Here is a 14,821-nt window from a genome sequence, read left to right as displayed (position 1 = left end):
CGAGAAGGCGCAGCCAACAAAGCTGCAGCGCCAAGTACGACGGGTAGATGCCAAAAAACGCACAGAGCCCCCCAGTTTTCATAACCTTCAACCCATTGTCTTGAAGAGGTTTTTTCTTTTTAATCCGCTAAAAGCAAACAAGACAACAGGGGATCCAATGCGACATCTGTGGCCATTATCTGTGCTGCTTTGCAGTCTGTTCAGCTGGGCTGGTGACACCGGCAATGCCCGTTTTGACTGGTTTCAGTACCAGGGAGAGGATGAGGTTTTTGCGTCCCCTTTGAAGGCTGGGCATTACCGCAACCCTGTGTTGGCAGGTTTTTTTCCTGACCCCAGCATTACCCGCAAAGGGGATGATTTTTATCTGGTGAATTCGTCGTTCAGCTACCTGCCAGGTTTACCCATTTTGCACAGTAAAGACCTGGTGAACTGGCAACTGATTGGCCATGCGCTGACCAGACCCGGTCAGTTTGAATTTGCCGGTGCCGGGTTGTCGCGTGGTATTTTTGCGCCAACCCTGCGTTACCATAATGGCACTTTTTATCTCATTACCACTGTGGTGGATCAGGGCGGAAATTTTATTCTGACCGCTTCCGATCCGGCCGGGCCCTGGTCGGATCCTGTCTGGTTGCCGGAGGTTGGCGGCATAGACCCGGATTTATTCTTTGACGAGGATGGCAAGGTCTACATCAGTCACAATGACGCGCCGCCGGGTGAACCTTTGTACGAAGGGCACAGAGCTATCTGGTTGTGGGAATTTGACCCTGTGGCCAAAAAGGTAAAACCAGAATCGAAACGTCTGTTGGTTAATGGTGGAGTCGATATCCGCCAGAAACCGATTTGGATAGAAGGCCCGCATTTGTATAAACACCATGGCTGGTACTATCTGCTCTGTGCCGAAGGCGGCACGGCCGATCAGCATTCTGCGGTCATTTTCCGCTCGCGCAGCCTGTCTGAGCCTTTTGTGCCTGCAAGCCAAAACCCAATTTTAACCCAACGTGATTTAGCCTCGGACAGAGCGGACCCCATTACCACCGCAGGCCATGCCGATTTTATTCAGCTGGACGACGGCAGCTGGTGGGCCGTCTTTTTAGCCACCCGCACCTATCAGCAACGCCTTTCCAATCTGGGTCGCGAGACCTATTTGCTGCCGGTGCACTGGCAGGATGGCTGGCCACAGATCCTGCCCAAAGGGCAGAGGATCCCCTATCAGCTGGCAGGCCCTGTCAGCCTGAAACCTCAGCCTGTTGCCGTGCCCCAAACTGGCAATCTGCAGTGGCGGGATGAGTTTTCAGGGAGTCGTCTGGATCTGAACTGGAACTGGTTACGCCAGTTTGACCGGCCCTGGCTGCAGCTCACGAATGGTGTTCTGGCCCTGCAGGCCAAGGCCGACCGGCTGGAAGATCTGGGGCAACCGGCTTTTATAGGCCGCAGACTGCAGCATTTAAATTTCAATGCCAGCACCAGCTTCAGTGTGCCTGCCAAAGGCCGTTCGGCCGGGCTGGTGCTGCTGCAAAGCGAGTTGTATCACTACTATCTGGGAGCGCGCCGAACCGGTACAGGCACTGAAGTCTTTTTAGAGCAGGCCAAAGGGGCAAAGGCAACAGTGCTGTTAGCGCAGCAGTGGCCGGAAGGCCAAACTGAACTGCAGTTTAAAGTGGCTGGTGCTGGTGCAGAGCTGCGGTTTTATTACCGGCTGCCAGGCCAGGACTGGATGCAGTTGGGGCCGGTGCAGGATGGCACCCTGTTAAGCACTCAGGTGGCTGGTGGTTTTGTTGGCACCACCCTTGGGCTTTACAGCCGACTGGAGGTCACGCCATGAACAGGCTGTGGTTTGGCTTTTGTCTTCTGCTGATGGCAGGTTTGAGTGCCTCTGTGCAGGCAGCCGCTTCGTATATCAGTGAGCGCAAAGGGGCTGGCGATTTTCCATTGGTCAGCCCGGCACAACAGGCGCAGATTGTTATCGATGCGCAGGAGTATCCCGGCCTGCTGCGCGCAGTGCACAATCTGCAGCAGGATATTGAAAAGGTCAGCACTGTGCGGTTGACACAAAGCACAACACCCACAAGCCCGGTCGTGCTGATTATCGGCAGTCTGGACAAAAGCAGCCTGCTCAAAACGCTGGAGCAAAACGGTACACTGGATTTCAGCCAATTGCGTGGCCGCTGGGACGGCTATCAGATAGCACTGGTGAACAAACCTCTGCCAGGAGTGGAGCAGGCGTTAGTGCTGGCCGGTAACGATAAACGCGGTGCCATTTATGCGGTCTATGATCTGGCCGAACAGATGGGGGTGTCGCCCTGGGCCTGGTGGGCCGATGTGCCTGTGGCGAAAAAAAGCCAGCTGTGGGTCAAAGCCGGTACCCGTATTGTCGAGGCGCCCAAAGTGAAATACCGCGGTATTTTCCTGAATGACGAAGCGCCGGCCTTAACGGGCTGGGTGCAGGAAAAATTCGGTGGCTACAACCACAAGTTCTATCTGCATGTGTTTGAATTGCTGCAGCGCCTCAAAGCCAACTTCTTATGGCCAGCTATGTGGAACAACGCTTTTGCCGACGACGACCCACAAAACCCGCTATTGGCCGACGAGATGGGCATCGTAATGAGCAACAGCCATCATGAACCTATGCTGCGGGCAGACAAAGAATGGAACCGTTATGGCACGGGCCCTTGGGAGTATTCCACCAACAAAGACGAGTTGTATAAATTCTGGCAGCAAGGCGCACAGCGGCATAAAAACCTGGAAAGCATTTTTACTCTTGGCATGCGCGGTCAGGAAGATGAGCCAATGAAAGAGGGCGAAAACATCGCGCTGCTGGAGCAAATTGTGGCCGATCAACGGCAGATCCTGACTGATACCTTTGGTGCAGAACAACTGACACAGGTGCCGCAAGTCTGGGCTTTGTACAAAGAAGTGCAGGGCTTTTATGAACGCGGTATGCGGGTGCCAGACGATGTCACTTTATTATGGGCCGACGATAACTTTGGCAATATCCGCCGTCTGCCAACGGCAGAGGAGCGTAACCGCCCTGGAGGTGCCGGGGTTTATTACCACTTTGATTATGTCGGCGAGCCCCGCTCTTACCGCTGGATCAACACAGTGCCGCTGAGCAAAATCTGGCAGCAGATGGATTTAGCCTGGCGTTATGGCGCTGACCGCATCTGGATAGTCAATGTCGGTGACTTAAAGCCTATGGAACTGCCGACCGACTTTTTCCTGCGCATGGCCTGGAACCCGGAGCGTTTTGCGGCGGACAGGCTGCACCAGTGGACCCAGGACTGGGCGGCGCAGCAGTTTGGCCCGGACCAGGCCGGGGTTATTGCTGAACTGCTGCAGGGCTATACCAAACACAATGGCCGGCGCAAACCTGAAGCCATTGAACCTGACACCTATAGCCTGCTGCATTATGACGAAGCGGAGCGGGTCAGCCGTGAGCTGGCAGCCTTGGTGCAGCTGTCCGATCAGGTACAGCAACAGCTGGGGGCTGCCTATCAGGATGCGTATGTTCAGTTGGTGGCGCACCCACTCAAAGCCAGTCAGGCCGTGTTTGAAATCAACCGGGCTGTGGCGATGAACCAGCTGCATGGCCAGCAAGGCCGTGCCAGCACCAATGATTGGGCGGCGCAGGCGCAATTCTGGTTTGCCCGCGATGCAGAGCTGACGGCGGCTTACCATGCGCTGGGGGATGGGCGCTGGAACCAGATGATGTCGCAGCCGCATCTGGGGTACAACTACTGGAACGATCCGGCGCAAAACCAGCTACCGGCTTTGTTGCAGCGCACGCCACCACCGGGCGCGGATATGGGCGTGATGGCAGAGGGCGCAGCTGTTTATTGGCCAGAAAGCGAGTACCGCCATCAGCCATTGGCACTGCCGCCTTTTTATCCGGACGGCCAGACCAGCAGGCGCATTGAGGTATTTAACCGCGGTTTAACCCCCTTTGACTTTAGTGCCAAAGCCTCATCGGATTGGATAGAGCTCAGTCATAGCTCGGGTGCTGTCAGGCAGCAGCAGGTTATTCAGGTCAGGATTAACTGGGACAAAGCAGACGCAGGGCTGAATCTGGGCGAGGTGCATATCCAGGGCATTGGCTGGGGTGGGGCCAGGGTCAAAGTACAGGCAATCAAAACCCAGGCCGCTGGCGAGGGCTATCTGGATACAGACGGCTATATAGCACTGGATGGTACCAGCGGCACCGCGATGCGGCCGCAACCGGATGCGTTTTGGCAAGCCTTGCCTGGTCATGGCCGGGGGGCGGGCGCCATGGTGGCGACCACGGCTCCGGAGTACCGGCACCAAAGCCTGAACCAGGCGCCTTATCTGCAGTACCCACTGTATTTTCAGCGCTCAGGTGAGTTTGAACTGCAGCTGATGCTCGCACCCAGCCTGGATTTTGTGCCCGGCAGCACCCTGCGCCTCGCTGTCGCGCTGGATAACAACAAGCCGGTGCTGGTGGATACCCTGACAGATCGCAGCAATCAGGCCTGGCAGCAGGGCGTACTGGACGGCATCCGGCTGGTAAAAAGCGCACTGAAAGTACCGAACGCCGGCACCCATCAACTGAAAATTTACCTGGTCGACCCAGGTGTGGTGCTCGAACGTATTCTGATAAACACAGGCGGTCTTAAACCCAGTTATCTGGGGCCGCCGGTCAGCCCCTACCGGGCGGCTCAACCACAAACGAAAAACAGGGAGACAGAACAATGAAATTAGTGATGAGCTTACTGGCTGGGGTATTGCTGAGTCAGAGCGCTATGGCCGCCAGTGACGTCAGTTTAAAACAGGCCTATGCACCGCATTTTTTAGTGGGTACAGCATTGAGCATGGCGCAGATTGAAGGCAAGGATCCGGCTGCCCTGGGTGTGGTGCAGCAACACTTTAATGCGCTGACCGCTGAAAATGTGATGAAGTGGGAAGAGTTGCAACCCAAAGAAGGCGACTTTCAGTTTGGCCCGGCCGATGCACTGCTGAAGTTGGCTGAACAGCAGCAGGCGACGCTGATTGGCCATACCTTGTTGTGGCATCAACAAACCCCAGCCTGGGTCTTTACCGGGCCAGACGGCAAAACCGCCAGCAAAGCTCTGCTGTTGCAGCGACTGACGACCCATATCAACACAGTGGTGGGTCGCTACAAAGGCAAAGTCAAAGGCTGGGATGTGGTCAACGAAGCGCTGAATGACGATGGGTCTTTGCGTGACAGCCCCTGGCGGAAAATTCTGGGCGATGACTATATTGTGACCGCTTTTCAGCTGGCTCAGGCGGCCGACCCGGCGGCAGAGCTGTATTACAACGACTACAACCTTTACAATCCGGAAAAACGGCAGGGGGCCGTGCGTATAGTGCAGCAGCTGCAAAAAGCCGGGGTTAAACTGACTGGCGTGGGTATGCAGGGCCACTATGGCCTGGATTATCCGGATTTACAGCAAGTGGAAGACTCCATCCTGGCCTTTGCGGCCACAGGCGCTCAGGTGATGATCACCGAGCTGGATATCACCGTATTGCCGCGGGTGGACGATAACGCCATAGGAGCAGATATTTCGCTGAACCAGAAGCTGCAGCAGCAATTGAACCCCTACAGCCAGGGCTTACCTGCGGCTATTGAGGCTCTGCAGCAGCAACGCTTTATTGGCCTGTTCCGCATTTTTTTGCGTCACAGCGACACCATCAGCCGGGTTACCCTTTGGGGGGTGAATGATCAGCAAAGCTGGCGCAATAACTGGCCTATGCAGGGGCGCACCGACTATGCGCTGCTGTTTGACCGGCAGAATCAGCCGAAAGCCGTGGTCAAGGCCCTGCTGAACCTGGTTGACGAGGTGAAGCCATGATGCTGGCCACCTGGTGGGGGCGCAGTGCAGCCGCTTTGTTAGTGGCACTGTTGCTCAGCAGCTGCAGTACAACCAAAACGACCTGCCCGACCCTGAGGTTGAATCAGTTGGGTTTTGCACCAGAACAGCCCAAGCTGCTGGTGCTGGAAGGTTCATCCTCTGTGCTCTATCAGGTGCTGGACAGCGAGGGTACTGTTCTGCTGTCCGGTAAGTCGGACGCTCCGAAACTCTGGCCAGCCTCTGGCCGCAAAGCCAGTGTGCTGGATCTGTCCGCGCTGACCCAGGCTGGTGAATACCGCCTGGAACTTGAAGGCTGTGCCGCCCAGACAGTGCAGATCCATCCCGCACCTTTTGCCGCCGCCCATGATGCGGCCGCCAAGGCTTATTATTTTAACCGCGCATCCATGGCCTTAACTGAGCCCTATGCCGGGCCTTGGGCCAGAGCGGCCGGACATCCGGATCATCAGGTGCGTATTCATCAGTCAGCCGCCTCTGGGGCACGGCCTGAAGGCACAGTGCTGTCCTCGGCCCTGGGCTGGTACGACGCTGGTGATTACAACAAATACGTGGTGAATTCAGGGGTGACCTTGTTAACCCTGTTGCAGGCCTGGAGTGACTTCCCGGCATTTTACCGGCAACGCAGCTGGGCGATTCCGGAGTCTGGCAATGCCTTACCAGACTTAGTGGATGAAGTGTTGTGGAATCTGCGCTGGCTTAGAAGCATGCAGGACCCGTCTGACGGCGGGGTATACCACAAACTGACCAATCTGAACTTTGATGGCACTGTGATGCCGGACCAGGCCAACAGCCCCAGGTATCTGGTGCAAAAAACCACGGCGGCTGCGCTGAATTATGCCGCTGTGATGGCCAAAGCCAGTCAGGTACTGCAGGAGTTTGACGCACAACTGCCGGGCCTGGCCAAGGAGTATGCCGACAGCGCAGTCAAGGCCTGGCAGTGGGCCAGGGCGAACCCTGCGGTCATCTATCAGCAACCGGCTGATGTGTTGACCGGCGCTTATGGCGACAACAGACTGGACGATGAATTTGCCACTGCGGCGGCTCAGCTGTTTTTACTGACCAGAGAGCCCGCCTATTTACAGTGGTTCGCCGCGCTGAAAGTGCCGCTGCAAGTGGCGTCCTGGGCCAACCCTGTGGCGCTGGCCTATTGGCAGCTGCTGCGATCCGAGGCTGTGCCTGACAGGATCAGGCAGCCATTGAAAGATGCCTTGCTGGCAGAAGCCGAACTGTTTTTGCGCCAGGAGCAGCAGTCGCCGTATCGGGTCGCTATGACCCAGCCAGACTTTATTTGGGGCAGCAATGCGGTGGCAGCCAATAAGGCGGTACTGCTGTATCAGAGTTACCTGCTAAGCGGCAAGCTGGCGTACCGGCAAGCGGCGCTGAACCTGCTGGATTATCTGTTTGGCCGCAACCCGACCGGCTATTCCTTTGTCACTGGTTTTGGCCGCCAGAGCCCGCAGCACATTCACCACAGGCCGTCTGAAGCCGATGCAGTCAAAGCGCCTGTACCCGGCTGGCTGGCCGGTGGCCCCAACCAGGGGCAGCAGGACCAGTGTGTGTATCCCAGTAAGCTGCCTGCTTTGTCTTATCTGGATGATTATTGCAGCTATGCCAGCAATGAAATCGCCATCAACTGGAATGCGCCACTGGTGTATTTGCTGGCGGCGTTTTCAGCAGATCCACTCAGGTAACAGCCTGAGTTCAGGTCAAACCAGCGTCTGGAGGCAGGGGCTGGTTTTTCTTTATAAAACAGAAAGATATACTGGGCTTGTTGGACAGGTGAATTTTTCTCGTGTGAATTCTGTTTTTGCTATTCCGTTTTTTTTCAACGAGCTGGACCTGAAGAATACTTCACTCCAGTATCTATACCGACAGCTTTCGCCGCTTCGCGTTTATGCGCCTTTTGTAGAGGCCCAGCTGCATCACAACAGACCCGGTTGCCATAACAACAGCAGGCCAAAGGCCGCAACTTGACCGGGATTCAACAACACAACGGGGAGATTATGATGGTTGCACGAGCTGCGAACCGTACCAGTGTTCGTTTACCTGCATTCAGGCCGTCTTTGCTGCTGATGGCCATGTTGGGCTGTTCTGCCGGTGCTTACGCGCAAGAGCAGACGCAAGCGGAAAACACGGCAGATAAGAGCGACGAAAAAACCGAAGTTATTGAAGTCAGAGGCACCAGAGCCAACCTGCAAAGCGCACAAAATATCAAACGTCTGGCCGACACTGTGGTGGACGGTATTTCAGCCGAAGATATTGGCGTATTGCCAGACCGCAGTGTGCTGGAAGCCATTCAGCGGGTGCCCGGTGTGTCTGTGGAGCGTTTTGCTGGCCCGGACGACCCGGACCATTTCAGCGTCGAAGGCAGTGGGGCCATTATTCGGGGGATGACCCAGACCCGCAGTGAATTTAATGGCCGGGATTCATTTACTGCCAACTCAGGTCGGGGGTTGTCCTTTCAGGACGTGTCACCTGAACTGATGGGCGGTGTTGATATTTATAAAAACCAGACCGCCGATATGATTGAAGGTGGTATTGGTGGCACTGTCAGTCTGCGCACCCGTAAGCCCTTTGACTCGGCCGGCCGGGTGGTCGCCATCAGTGGGGACTGGTCTTATGGGGATATCGCTGAAAAAGGCAGCCCGACCATTTCCGGGTTATTCAGTGACCGCTATACGCTCGACAGCGGTGCGGAATTTGGCCTGTTATTTAACCTGGCGCATTCGCAGTTGTATGGTGAATCGCACGGCATTCAGTCCGACGCTTATGTACCCTTTTACGCCAATACACTGGCCGGAGCGGAAGACTTTGTTGGTGAGGATGGTCAGGGCGTGGTCTGGATGCCCAATGCGGCCAACGCACTGCAGAAGTTTGATGATCGTGAACGCAATGGGGCTTCGGCCGCCTTTCAGTTTCAGAACGCCGACGACACTTTCCTTGGCACCTTTCAGTACATTCGCTCCGATGCACGCTTGTCCTGGCATGAACAGGCCATTAAATACCAGGGCGGTTACTACAATATCGATGGTCGTCGCTCCCGCCCGCTGGAAGGCACCGAATTTGAATTTGATGACAATGGCTTGTTTGAGTCCGGCATTATTACGCAGGGGGTGGATGGCTGGCGCGCAGCTGATGGCAACGTAGACCGCGTGGCCCGCGGTTGGGGCACCAATGCCCGGAATCAGTTTGGTTACGTCACCCAGTTTGACAGCCGGGTCAAAGACACCAACACCGAAGTGGAAGATTTTTCGTTAAACCTGGAGTGGAAAGCCACAGAGCAGCTGAAGCTGGTCGGTGATCTTCAGGTGGTCAGAGCCAATACCCAGGATGATGATGTGGTGGTGATGACCGGCGCTTTTGCCGGTCAGGACTACAATGTCACCGGCAGCACACCGACCATGACCTTACTGGAGCCCTGGTTTGGCTCGCGGGACGCCAACCCGGATGATTTTGCCACAGGTTACCCAGGCTTCAGCGGCGACCCGGCCGGAGACAGCAACTACTTCCAGGACCCGACCTCTTATTTCCTGCGCAGTGCGATGGACCACTATGAACGCTCCGAAGGCGACTCGGTTGCGCTGCGACTCGACGGCACTTATCAGTTTGACGGCCAAGGGGTACTGACGTCCCTGCAGGCCGGTGTGCGTTATGCCAAACGTGAACAGACAGTGCGGGCCACCAGTTGGAACTGGGGGGCTCTGGCCCCTGAATACACAGGTGCCGCGCCAGCAGGCTGGCTGGATACCTTGTCTGAACTGGCTGGCGACTATGAACTGGTGGACTGGTCTGATTTCCACGATGGCGGTATTGTGAATATTCAGGGCGGCAAAACCATTGCCATGACTGAAGCTTATGTCCGCTCTATTATGGGCGCAAATCCGGCACGGCAGGTGTATAAGTCGGACGGCGGCACCTGGATCCCTTACCCAGAGCGGGACGGGGTTGACAGTGAGTTTGGCATTTTCCAGCCAGGCGAAATTAACGACACCACCGAAACCAATAAAGCGGTGTACCTGAAGCTGAACTTCGAAGGTCAGGGTGATTTACGCTACAGCGGTAATCTGGGGGTGCGTTACGTCAAGCTGACCCGCGAAGCCAATGGCTATGTCAATTTCCCTGATCTGCTGCCTGATTTCCTGCCGCCGGCTGAACTGCAAAACCGTCAGTTGACCCCGCAACTGGTGCTGGATTATGTCGGTCAGCAGGTGGCGGCCGGCACTTACGCAACGGTAGAGGATGCGCTGCGGGCTCCGGAAAACCGCTGGATAGGGGATGCAGTCAATTACCTGCCTGATCATGACCGGGCTTTTGGTAATGACACCGACAGCCGGCTGGAAGCAGAAACGGATTTCAGCATGACGTTACCCAGCTTTAACATTAAGGTGGAATTGACGGATGAACTGATTGGCCGTTTTGCCGCATCCAAAGCAGTGGCCTTGCCGGATATGGGCGATGTGATCAACAAGGTCTCTTTGGGGACTGAGCCTATTATGGCCGTGCGGCCCATTACGGACATTGACGAAGACAATCCGCCCTTGCCGCAGGACAACCTGATCCAAAGGGCTTATGTGCCCATCTGGACCGGCAGTGGCGGCAACCCTTATCTGAAGCCGATGGAGTCGGTGCAGTATGACTTTGCGCTCGAATGGTACTTTGCCGATGTGGGTCAATTGAGTGCGACTTTATTCCATAAAGAGCTGAAAAACTACTTTGTGCAGGGGGCCTTTCCGCAAAGCTTTACCAACCCGGTCAGCGGCGCCAGCCAGACGGCGTTGGTCACTACCACCACCAATGCGGGTGACGGCAAAATGGATGGTCTTGAAATTGCGTATCAGCAGTTTTACGACATGTTGCCAGAGCCCTGGAATGGCTTAGGCATGCAGGCGAGCTTTACTTACATTGACGCCAGTGGAGTACCAAATAACCAGATTGATGCCGATGATGAAAGCTGGGTTGGGGATGATTTCACCGACACAGGTATTCGGGTCAGCCTGGACAATATTCCACTGCAGGGGCAGTCCGACCGCACCTTCAACCTGGTCGGTATGTACGAGAAAAACGGCTGGAGTGCTCGTGTAGCTTACAACTGGCGGTCAAAGTACCTGCTGACCACCCGCGATGTGATCAGTAAGGCACCGCTGTGGTACGACGATCATGGTCAGGTGGATGCGTCGCTGTTTTACAATGTCAGCGACAACTTCAGTGTGGGTTTACAGGGCACTAACCTGACCAACTCGCAGTCTGAAACCCTGATGATGCTCAACGACGAAGGTGTGGAAGCCGGGCGCTCCTGGTTTGTGTCAGACCGTCGGCTGGCGCTGGTGATGCGGGCCAATTTCTGACATTGTGGACTAGCCACTAAGCCAAATGCGCTTTTGTGAAAACAAGAGCGCATTTTTCTATTGAAGACGTGCTGAGAAATCGGATGAATAGACTGAGAAAAATCATCGTATTAGGCGGCGGTTCAGCTGGCTGGATGACGGCAGCTGCACTTGGCAAGGTTCTGAAAAACCAGTTTTGCCAGATTCAGCTGATTGAGTCTGAGCAGATAGGGACAGTCGGGGTCGGCGAAGCCACCATTCCGCAGATCATGTTGTATAACCAGCTGATAGGGTTGGATGAAGACGAGTTTATGCGTCGCACCCAGGCCACTTTTAAGCTGGGCATTCAGTTTAAAGACTGGTTAAAACCTGGCCACAGTTATTATCACGCCTTTGGCGACGTGGGTAAAAACATGGAGGGCATCCAGTTTTACCATTATTGGCTGCGCCAGCATCTGCAGGGCAAAGCAGCGCCACTGGATGAGTACACTTTAACGTCGCTGGCCTGTGATGAGCGGCGCTTTATGCGCTCCATTGACGCTGGCAATTCGCCGTTATCCAATATTGCTTATGCCTTTCATTTTGACGCCGGTTTGTTTGCGCTGTATTTACGCGAATTGGCGCAAGGCTGGGGTGTGGTGCGCACCGAAGGCAAGGTACAGTCGGTGCAACAATGGGACAATGGCTTTATCCGCTCTTTGCAGCTGGACGACGGCACAGTGCATGAGGCTGACTTTTTTATTGATTGCTCTGGTTTTCAGGGCCTGCTGATTGAACAAACGCTGAAGGCCGGCTACGACGACTGGAGCCACTGGCTGCCCTGCAACAGTGCTGTGGCTGTGCCCTGTGCCAAAGCGGGTGATCCCTGGCCTTTTACCAGGGCAGCGGCGCAAAAAGCCGGCTGGATCTGGCGCATTCCGTTGCAGCACCGTACTGGCAATGGCCATGTATTCAGCAGCCACTATATGTCGGTGGATGAAGCTACGTCGGTACTGATGCAGCAGCTGGATGGCGAAGCGCTGGCCGAGCCCCGCTTGCTGAAATTCACCACTGGCAAACGAAAAAAGTTCTGGTCGAAAAACTGCCTGGCCATCGGCCTGGCCAGTGGTTTTATGGAGCCGCTGGAATCGACCAGTCTGCATCTGGTGCAGGCGGCTATTTCCAAGTTGTTCAGCTTTTTCCCTGACCGGCGTTTTGAGCAGGCCGACATTGATGAGTTTAACCGTCAGATGGATTTTGACTACGAGCGCATCCGCGATTTTCTGATCCTGCATTACCATGCCACAGAGCGGGACGATTCCGCCTTCTGGCGCTATTGCCGCCACATGGAGGTGCCGGTCGAGCTGACCCAGAAAATTGAGCAATTTCGTGCTTCAGGCCGTATTTTCCGCTTTAACCAGGAAATGTTCAGCGACTTAAGCTGGTTTGAAGTGATGCTGGGGCAGGGCATCAGGCCAGCGTCCTACCACCCGCTGGCGGATATGTTCAGTGACGACGAGCTGGGCAAACGGATGGACAGCATCCGTGCTGTGATCCGCAAATCGGTGGACTATATGCCTTCGCATCAGGACTTTATTAACCGGCACTGCAAAGCCGCAGCGATAAAATAAGGAGCGGGTCGTGAAGTGTCAGGCCATGCGTTTTGGTCAGGAACAGCAGCCTTTGTTGCTGGTGGACGATTTTGTGCCAGAACCGGACTCGCTGATTGACTACGCCTTGACCCAACAGGATGTGCAGCAGGCCGCCGGCTTGTACCCAGGCTTGCGCTCAGCGGCCCCGCCTGGTTTTGCCCAGTGGATGCAGCAGCGGCTGGCCCCTGTGCTACAGCCGGTGTTTGGCCTGCAAGCCAGCCAGCTTGTTCAGCTGAACTGCTTTTATTCGCTGGTCACTACAGCAGCCGATCAACTGAGCCTGCCACAGCGGTTGCCGCATTTTGACCGGCCAGAGCAGCAGGAACTGGCGGCTGTGTTGTATTTATGTGGCGCTGAGCATGGCGGCACCAGTTTTTACCGACAGCGCAGTACGGGTTATGAATATGTAGACCAGAGCCGTCTGGCGCAATATCAGCAACAGCAGCGGCTGGATTTGCAGCAGTATGGGGAGCCACAAGGTTATATCTGTGGGGATACGGCTTTGTATCAGCGGGTGCTGCAAATACCGGCCCGTAAAAACCGCCTGCTGTTGTACCGTTGTTCATCCTTGCATTCAGGGGATATCAGCGCGGATTACCGGTACGACGAGAACCCCTGGACAGGCCGTTTTACCCTCACGGCGTTTTGGTCTTAACAGCCTGCTCAGGAGTGGCGCAGCCCCTTCCACAAAGTGCAGAACAGCTGTTTAAAGCTCACAGGTATTAACACCAGCAGGGCGATGCCCTGCTCAAAATGGGGGTTAAGCTGGCAATAAAAGGCAATTTCCGCTTTCTGGCTTTGTTTCAGTTGCTGCAGATCCGCAGCGCTGTAATTGCTGGAGCGGCCAACGGTTTTCAAACAGCCAAGGCCACGCCAGGGGCTGGGTTCTGCATTGCCAACCAGGGCCCGATAGCGCGCTGTTTCCGCTGCATTCATGGCCGGGTTCGGGTAAATCAGCGCCACTTTTTTGCCAATGGCGCGGTACATGGCCGGGCTCAGCATGGTATCCAGATAATACAAAGGCCGCAGTGGCTGGCGCAGCCAGGTGCGCAGTGCCCAGCGCAACGAAAACGCAAAGGTGCTGTTCTGGCCACGAAAGCCAGGTAAAAAGGCGGCGGACGCGCCCATCACTGTGGCTTTGCCGCTCTGTGTAAAGGTCAGAAGGCAATAGCCGGTCAGTTGTCCGTCCTGATAAAACAGCCGCAGCGCACAGCGCTGGTGCGCCGGATTGGCAAAATAACACTGAAAATACGCCACACTGTCAACGCCTTTAAAGCAGGCTGCGATCAACCCAATCAGCTGCGCTTTTTCCTGCGCATTCAGCCAGTTTTTATGGGTGATTTTATCTTGATGGTCACTCTGCATCGTCAGCGGCCGGGGTCAGGAAAAACACCAGCCTATCAGGCCAGGCCGTTTAGCGCGAGCCCCGGCTCTTGGCTGGCTGAGCTGTTAATCAGGTTACGAAAATTGGTATTGAGCCTGTTTGAGCTGTTATCCGGACCCTGTTGCTGGCAAAGTGACGTCAGTGTTTTCAAACCGGGAGCAAATTATGCGTCTGTTGATACTGAGTCTGACCTGTCTGTGCGCAACCGCATGGGCAGCTGAACCTGCGGCCTCTCAGGCACTGAAGGCCACTGTGCAGCCTTCCGCTATCAAACAAGCCAGTGAGGCCAAAGCCGAGCACGGCAAAGGTTATGTGTTCAGCACCTATTTTGCCGGGGAAACCTTTGGCACTGTGGATGCCCTGACCGGCGTGGCGGTGATTGAACCTGGCCAGGAAATTCATCCGCCTCATGTGCATGCCGAAGAAGAATACCTGATGGTGATTGAAGGCAGCGGCGTCTGGTCTCTGCACGACAAAGAGCTGCCTGCCAAAGCCGGTGACATTTTGTATGCGGCACCCTGGGACTCGCACGGCATCCGCAATACAGGCACAGTGCCGCTGAAGTTTGTCGTAATGAAATGGCAGAGTAAAGGTGTGCCTGTCCCGGCGCAGCCACAGGTGTCTGGCCGCAATTGAGGG

The 14,821-nt window shown here is 55.5% G+C and carries 9 protein-coding genes; 8 read left to right on the top strand and 1 reads right to left on the bottom strand.

Features of this window, described 5'->3' with window-relative positions:
• Positions 1–157: 157 nt before the first annotated feature.
• The 7 genes from WKJ03_RS16810 (at position 158) to WKJ03_RS16780 (ending at position 13,453) form a co-directional block, all read left to right on the top strand.
• Positions 158–1,822, top strand: coding sequence for a glycoside hydrolase family 43 protein (locus tag WKJ03_RS16810; RefSeq protein WP_337843398.1), 1,665 nt, complete (start codon positions 158–160; stop codon positions 1,820–1,822).
• Positions 1,819–4,707 (top strand): glycosyl hydrolase 115 family protein, encoded by a 2,889-nt coding sequence (locus WKJ03_RS16805; protein WP_337843397.1) that lies wholly within the window; start codon positions 1,819–1,821, stop codon positions 4,705–4,707. Before WKJ03_RS16810 ends, WKJ03_RS16805 begins: the two co-directional genes overlap by 4 nt.
• Positions 4,704–5,825: an endo-1,4-beta-xylanase gene (locus WKJ03_RS16800; RefSeq protein ID WP_337843396.1), complete on the top strand. Its 1,122-nt coding sequence runs from the start codon at positions 4,704–4,706 to the stop codon at positions 5,823–5,825. The genes WKJ03_RS16805 and WKJ03_RS16800 overlap by 4 nt, the downstream gene beginning before the upstream one ends.
• Positions 5,822–7,534 (top strand): glycoside hydrolase family 9 protein, encoded by a 1,713-nt coding sequence (locus WKJ03_RS16795; protein WP_337843395.1) that lies wholly within the window; start codon positions 5,822–5,824, stop codon positions 7,532–7,534. Before WKJ03_RS16800 ends, WKJ03_RS16795 begins: the two co-directional genes overlap by 4 nt.
• Before the next feature lie 312 nt (positions 7,535–7,846).
• On the top strand, positions 7,847–11,188 hold the full coding sequence (locus tag WKJ03_RS16790) for a TonB-dependent receptor (RefSeq protein ID WP_337843394.1): 3,342 nt from the start codon (positions 7,847–7,849) through the stop codon (positions 11,186–11,188).
• Between the two features lie 83 nt (positions 11,189–11,271).
• Positions 11,272–12,777, top strand: coding sequence for a tryptophan halogenase family protein (locus WKJ03_RS16785; protein WP_337843393.1), 1,506 nt, complete (start codon positions 11,272–11,274; stop codon positions 12,775–12,777).
• A 10-nt stretch (positions 12,778–12,787) separates the two neighbouring features.
• On the top strand, positions 12,788–13,453 hold the full coding sequence (locus tag WKJ03_RS16780; protein ID WP_337843392.1) for a DUF6445 family protein: 666 nt from the start codon (positions 12,788–12,790) through the stop codon (positions 13,451–13,453).
• An 8-nt stretch (positions 13,454–13,461) separates the two neighbouring features.
• Here the strand turns inward: WKJ03_RS16780 and WKJ03_RS16775 are convergent, their stop codons facing one another.
• Positions 13,462–14,163, bottom strand: a complete 702-nt coding sequence (locus tag WKJ03_RS16775) for a hypothetical protein (RefSeq protein ID WP_337843391.1) — start codon at positions 14,161–14,163, stop codon at positions 13,462–13,464.
• A gap of 184 nt (positions 14,164–14,347) precedes the next feature.
• Between WKJ03_RS16775 and WKJ03_RS16770 the strand changes: the two genes are divergently transcribed.
• A complete protein-coding gene (locus tag WKJ03_RS16770) occupies positions 14,348–14,818 on the top strand; it encodes a cupin domain-containing protein (RefSeq protein ID WP_337843390.1) in 471 nt (156 codons plus the stop codon).
• The last annotated feature ends 3 nt before the right edge of the window (positions 14,819–14,821 follow it).

The sequence above is a fragment of the Rheinheimera sp. genome, assembly GCF_037442525.1.
In the GTDB taxonomy this organism is placed as follows: domain Bacteria; phylum Pseudomonadota; class Gammaproteobacteria; order Enterobacterales; family Alteromonadaceae; genus Pararheinheimera.
The sequence above is the reverse complement of the archived record's forward strand: the minus strand, read 5'-3'. Positions and strand labels throughout refer to the sequence as shown.

What these genes read in the sequence shown, in the direction of transcription:
- WKJ03_RS16810 (WP_337843398.1), top strand. Translation starts at nt 158, where the DNA reads ATGCGACATCTGTGGCCATTATCTGTGCTGCTTTGCAGTCTGTTCAGC.
- WKJ03_RS16805 (WP_337843397.1), top strand. Translation starts at nt 1,819, where the DNA reads ATGAACAGGCTGTGGTTTGGCTTTTGTCTTCTGCTGATGGCAGGTTTG.
- WKJ03_RS16800 (WP_337843396.1), top strand. Translation starts at nt 4,704, where the DNA reads ATGAAATTAGTGATGAGCTTACTGGCTGGGGTATTGCTGAGTCAGAGC.
- WKJ03_RS16795 (WP_337843395.1), top strand. Translation starts at nt 5,822, where the DNA reads ATGATGCTGGCCACCTGGTGGGGGCGCAGTGCAGCCGCTTTGTTAGTG.
- WKJ03_RS16790 (WP_337843394.1), top strand. Translation starts at nt 7,847, where the DNA reads ATGATGGTTGCACGAGCTGCGAACCGTACCAGTGTTCGTTTACCTGCA.
- WKJ03_RS16785 (WP_337843393.1), top strand. Translation starts at nt 11,272, where the DNA reads ATGAATAGACTGAGAAAAATCATCGTATTAGGCGGCGGTTCAGCTGGC.
- WKJ03_RS16775 (WP_337843391.1), bottom strand. Translation starts at nt 14,163, where the DNA reads ATGCAGAGTGACCATCAAGATAAAATCACCCATAAAAACTGGCTGAAT.
- WKJ03_RS16770 (WP_337843390.1), top strand. Translation starts at nt 14,348, where the DNA reads ATGCGTCTGTTGATACTGAGTCTGACCTGTCTGTGCGCAACCGCATGG.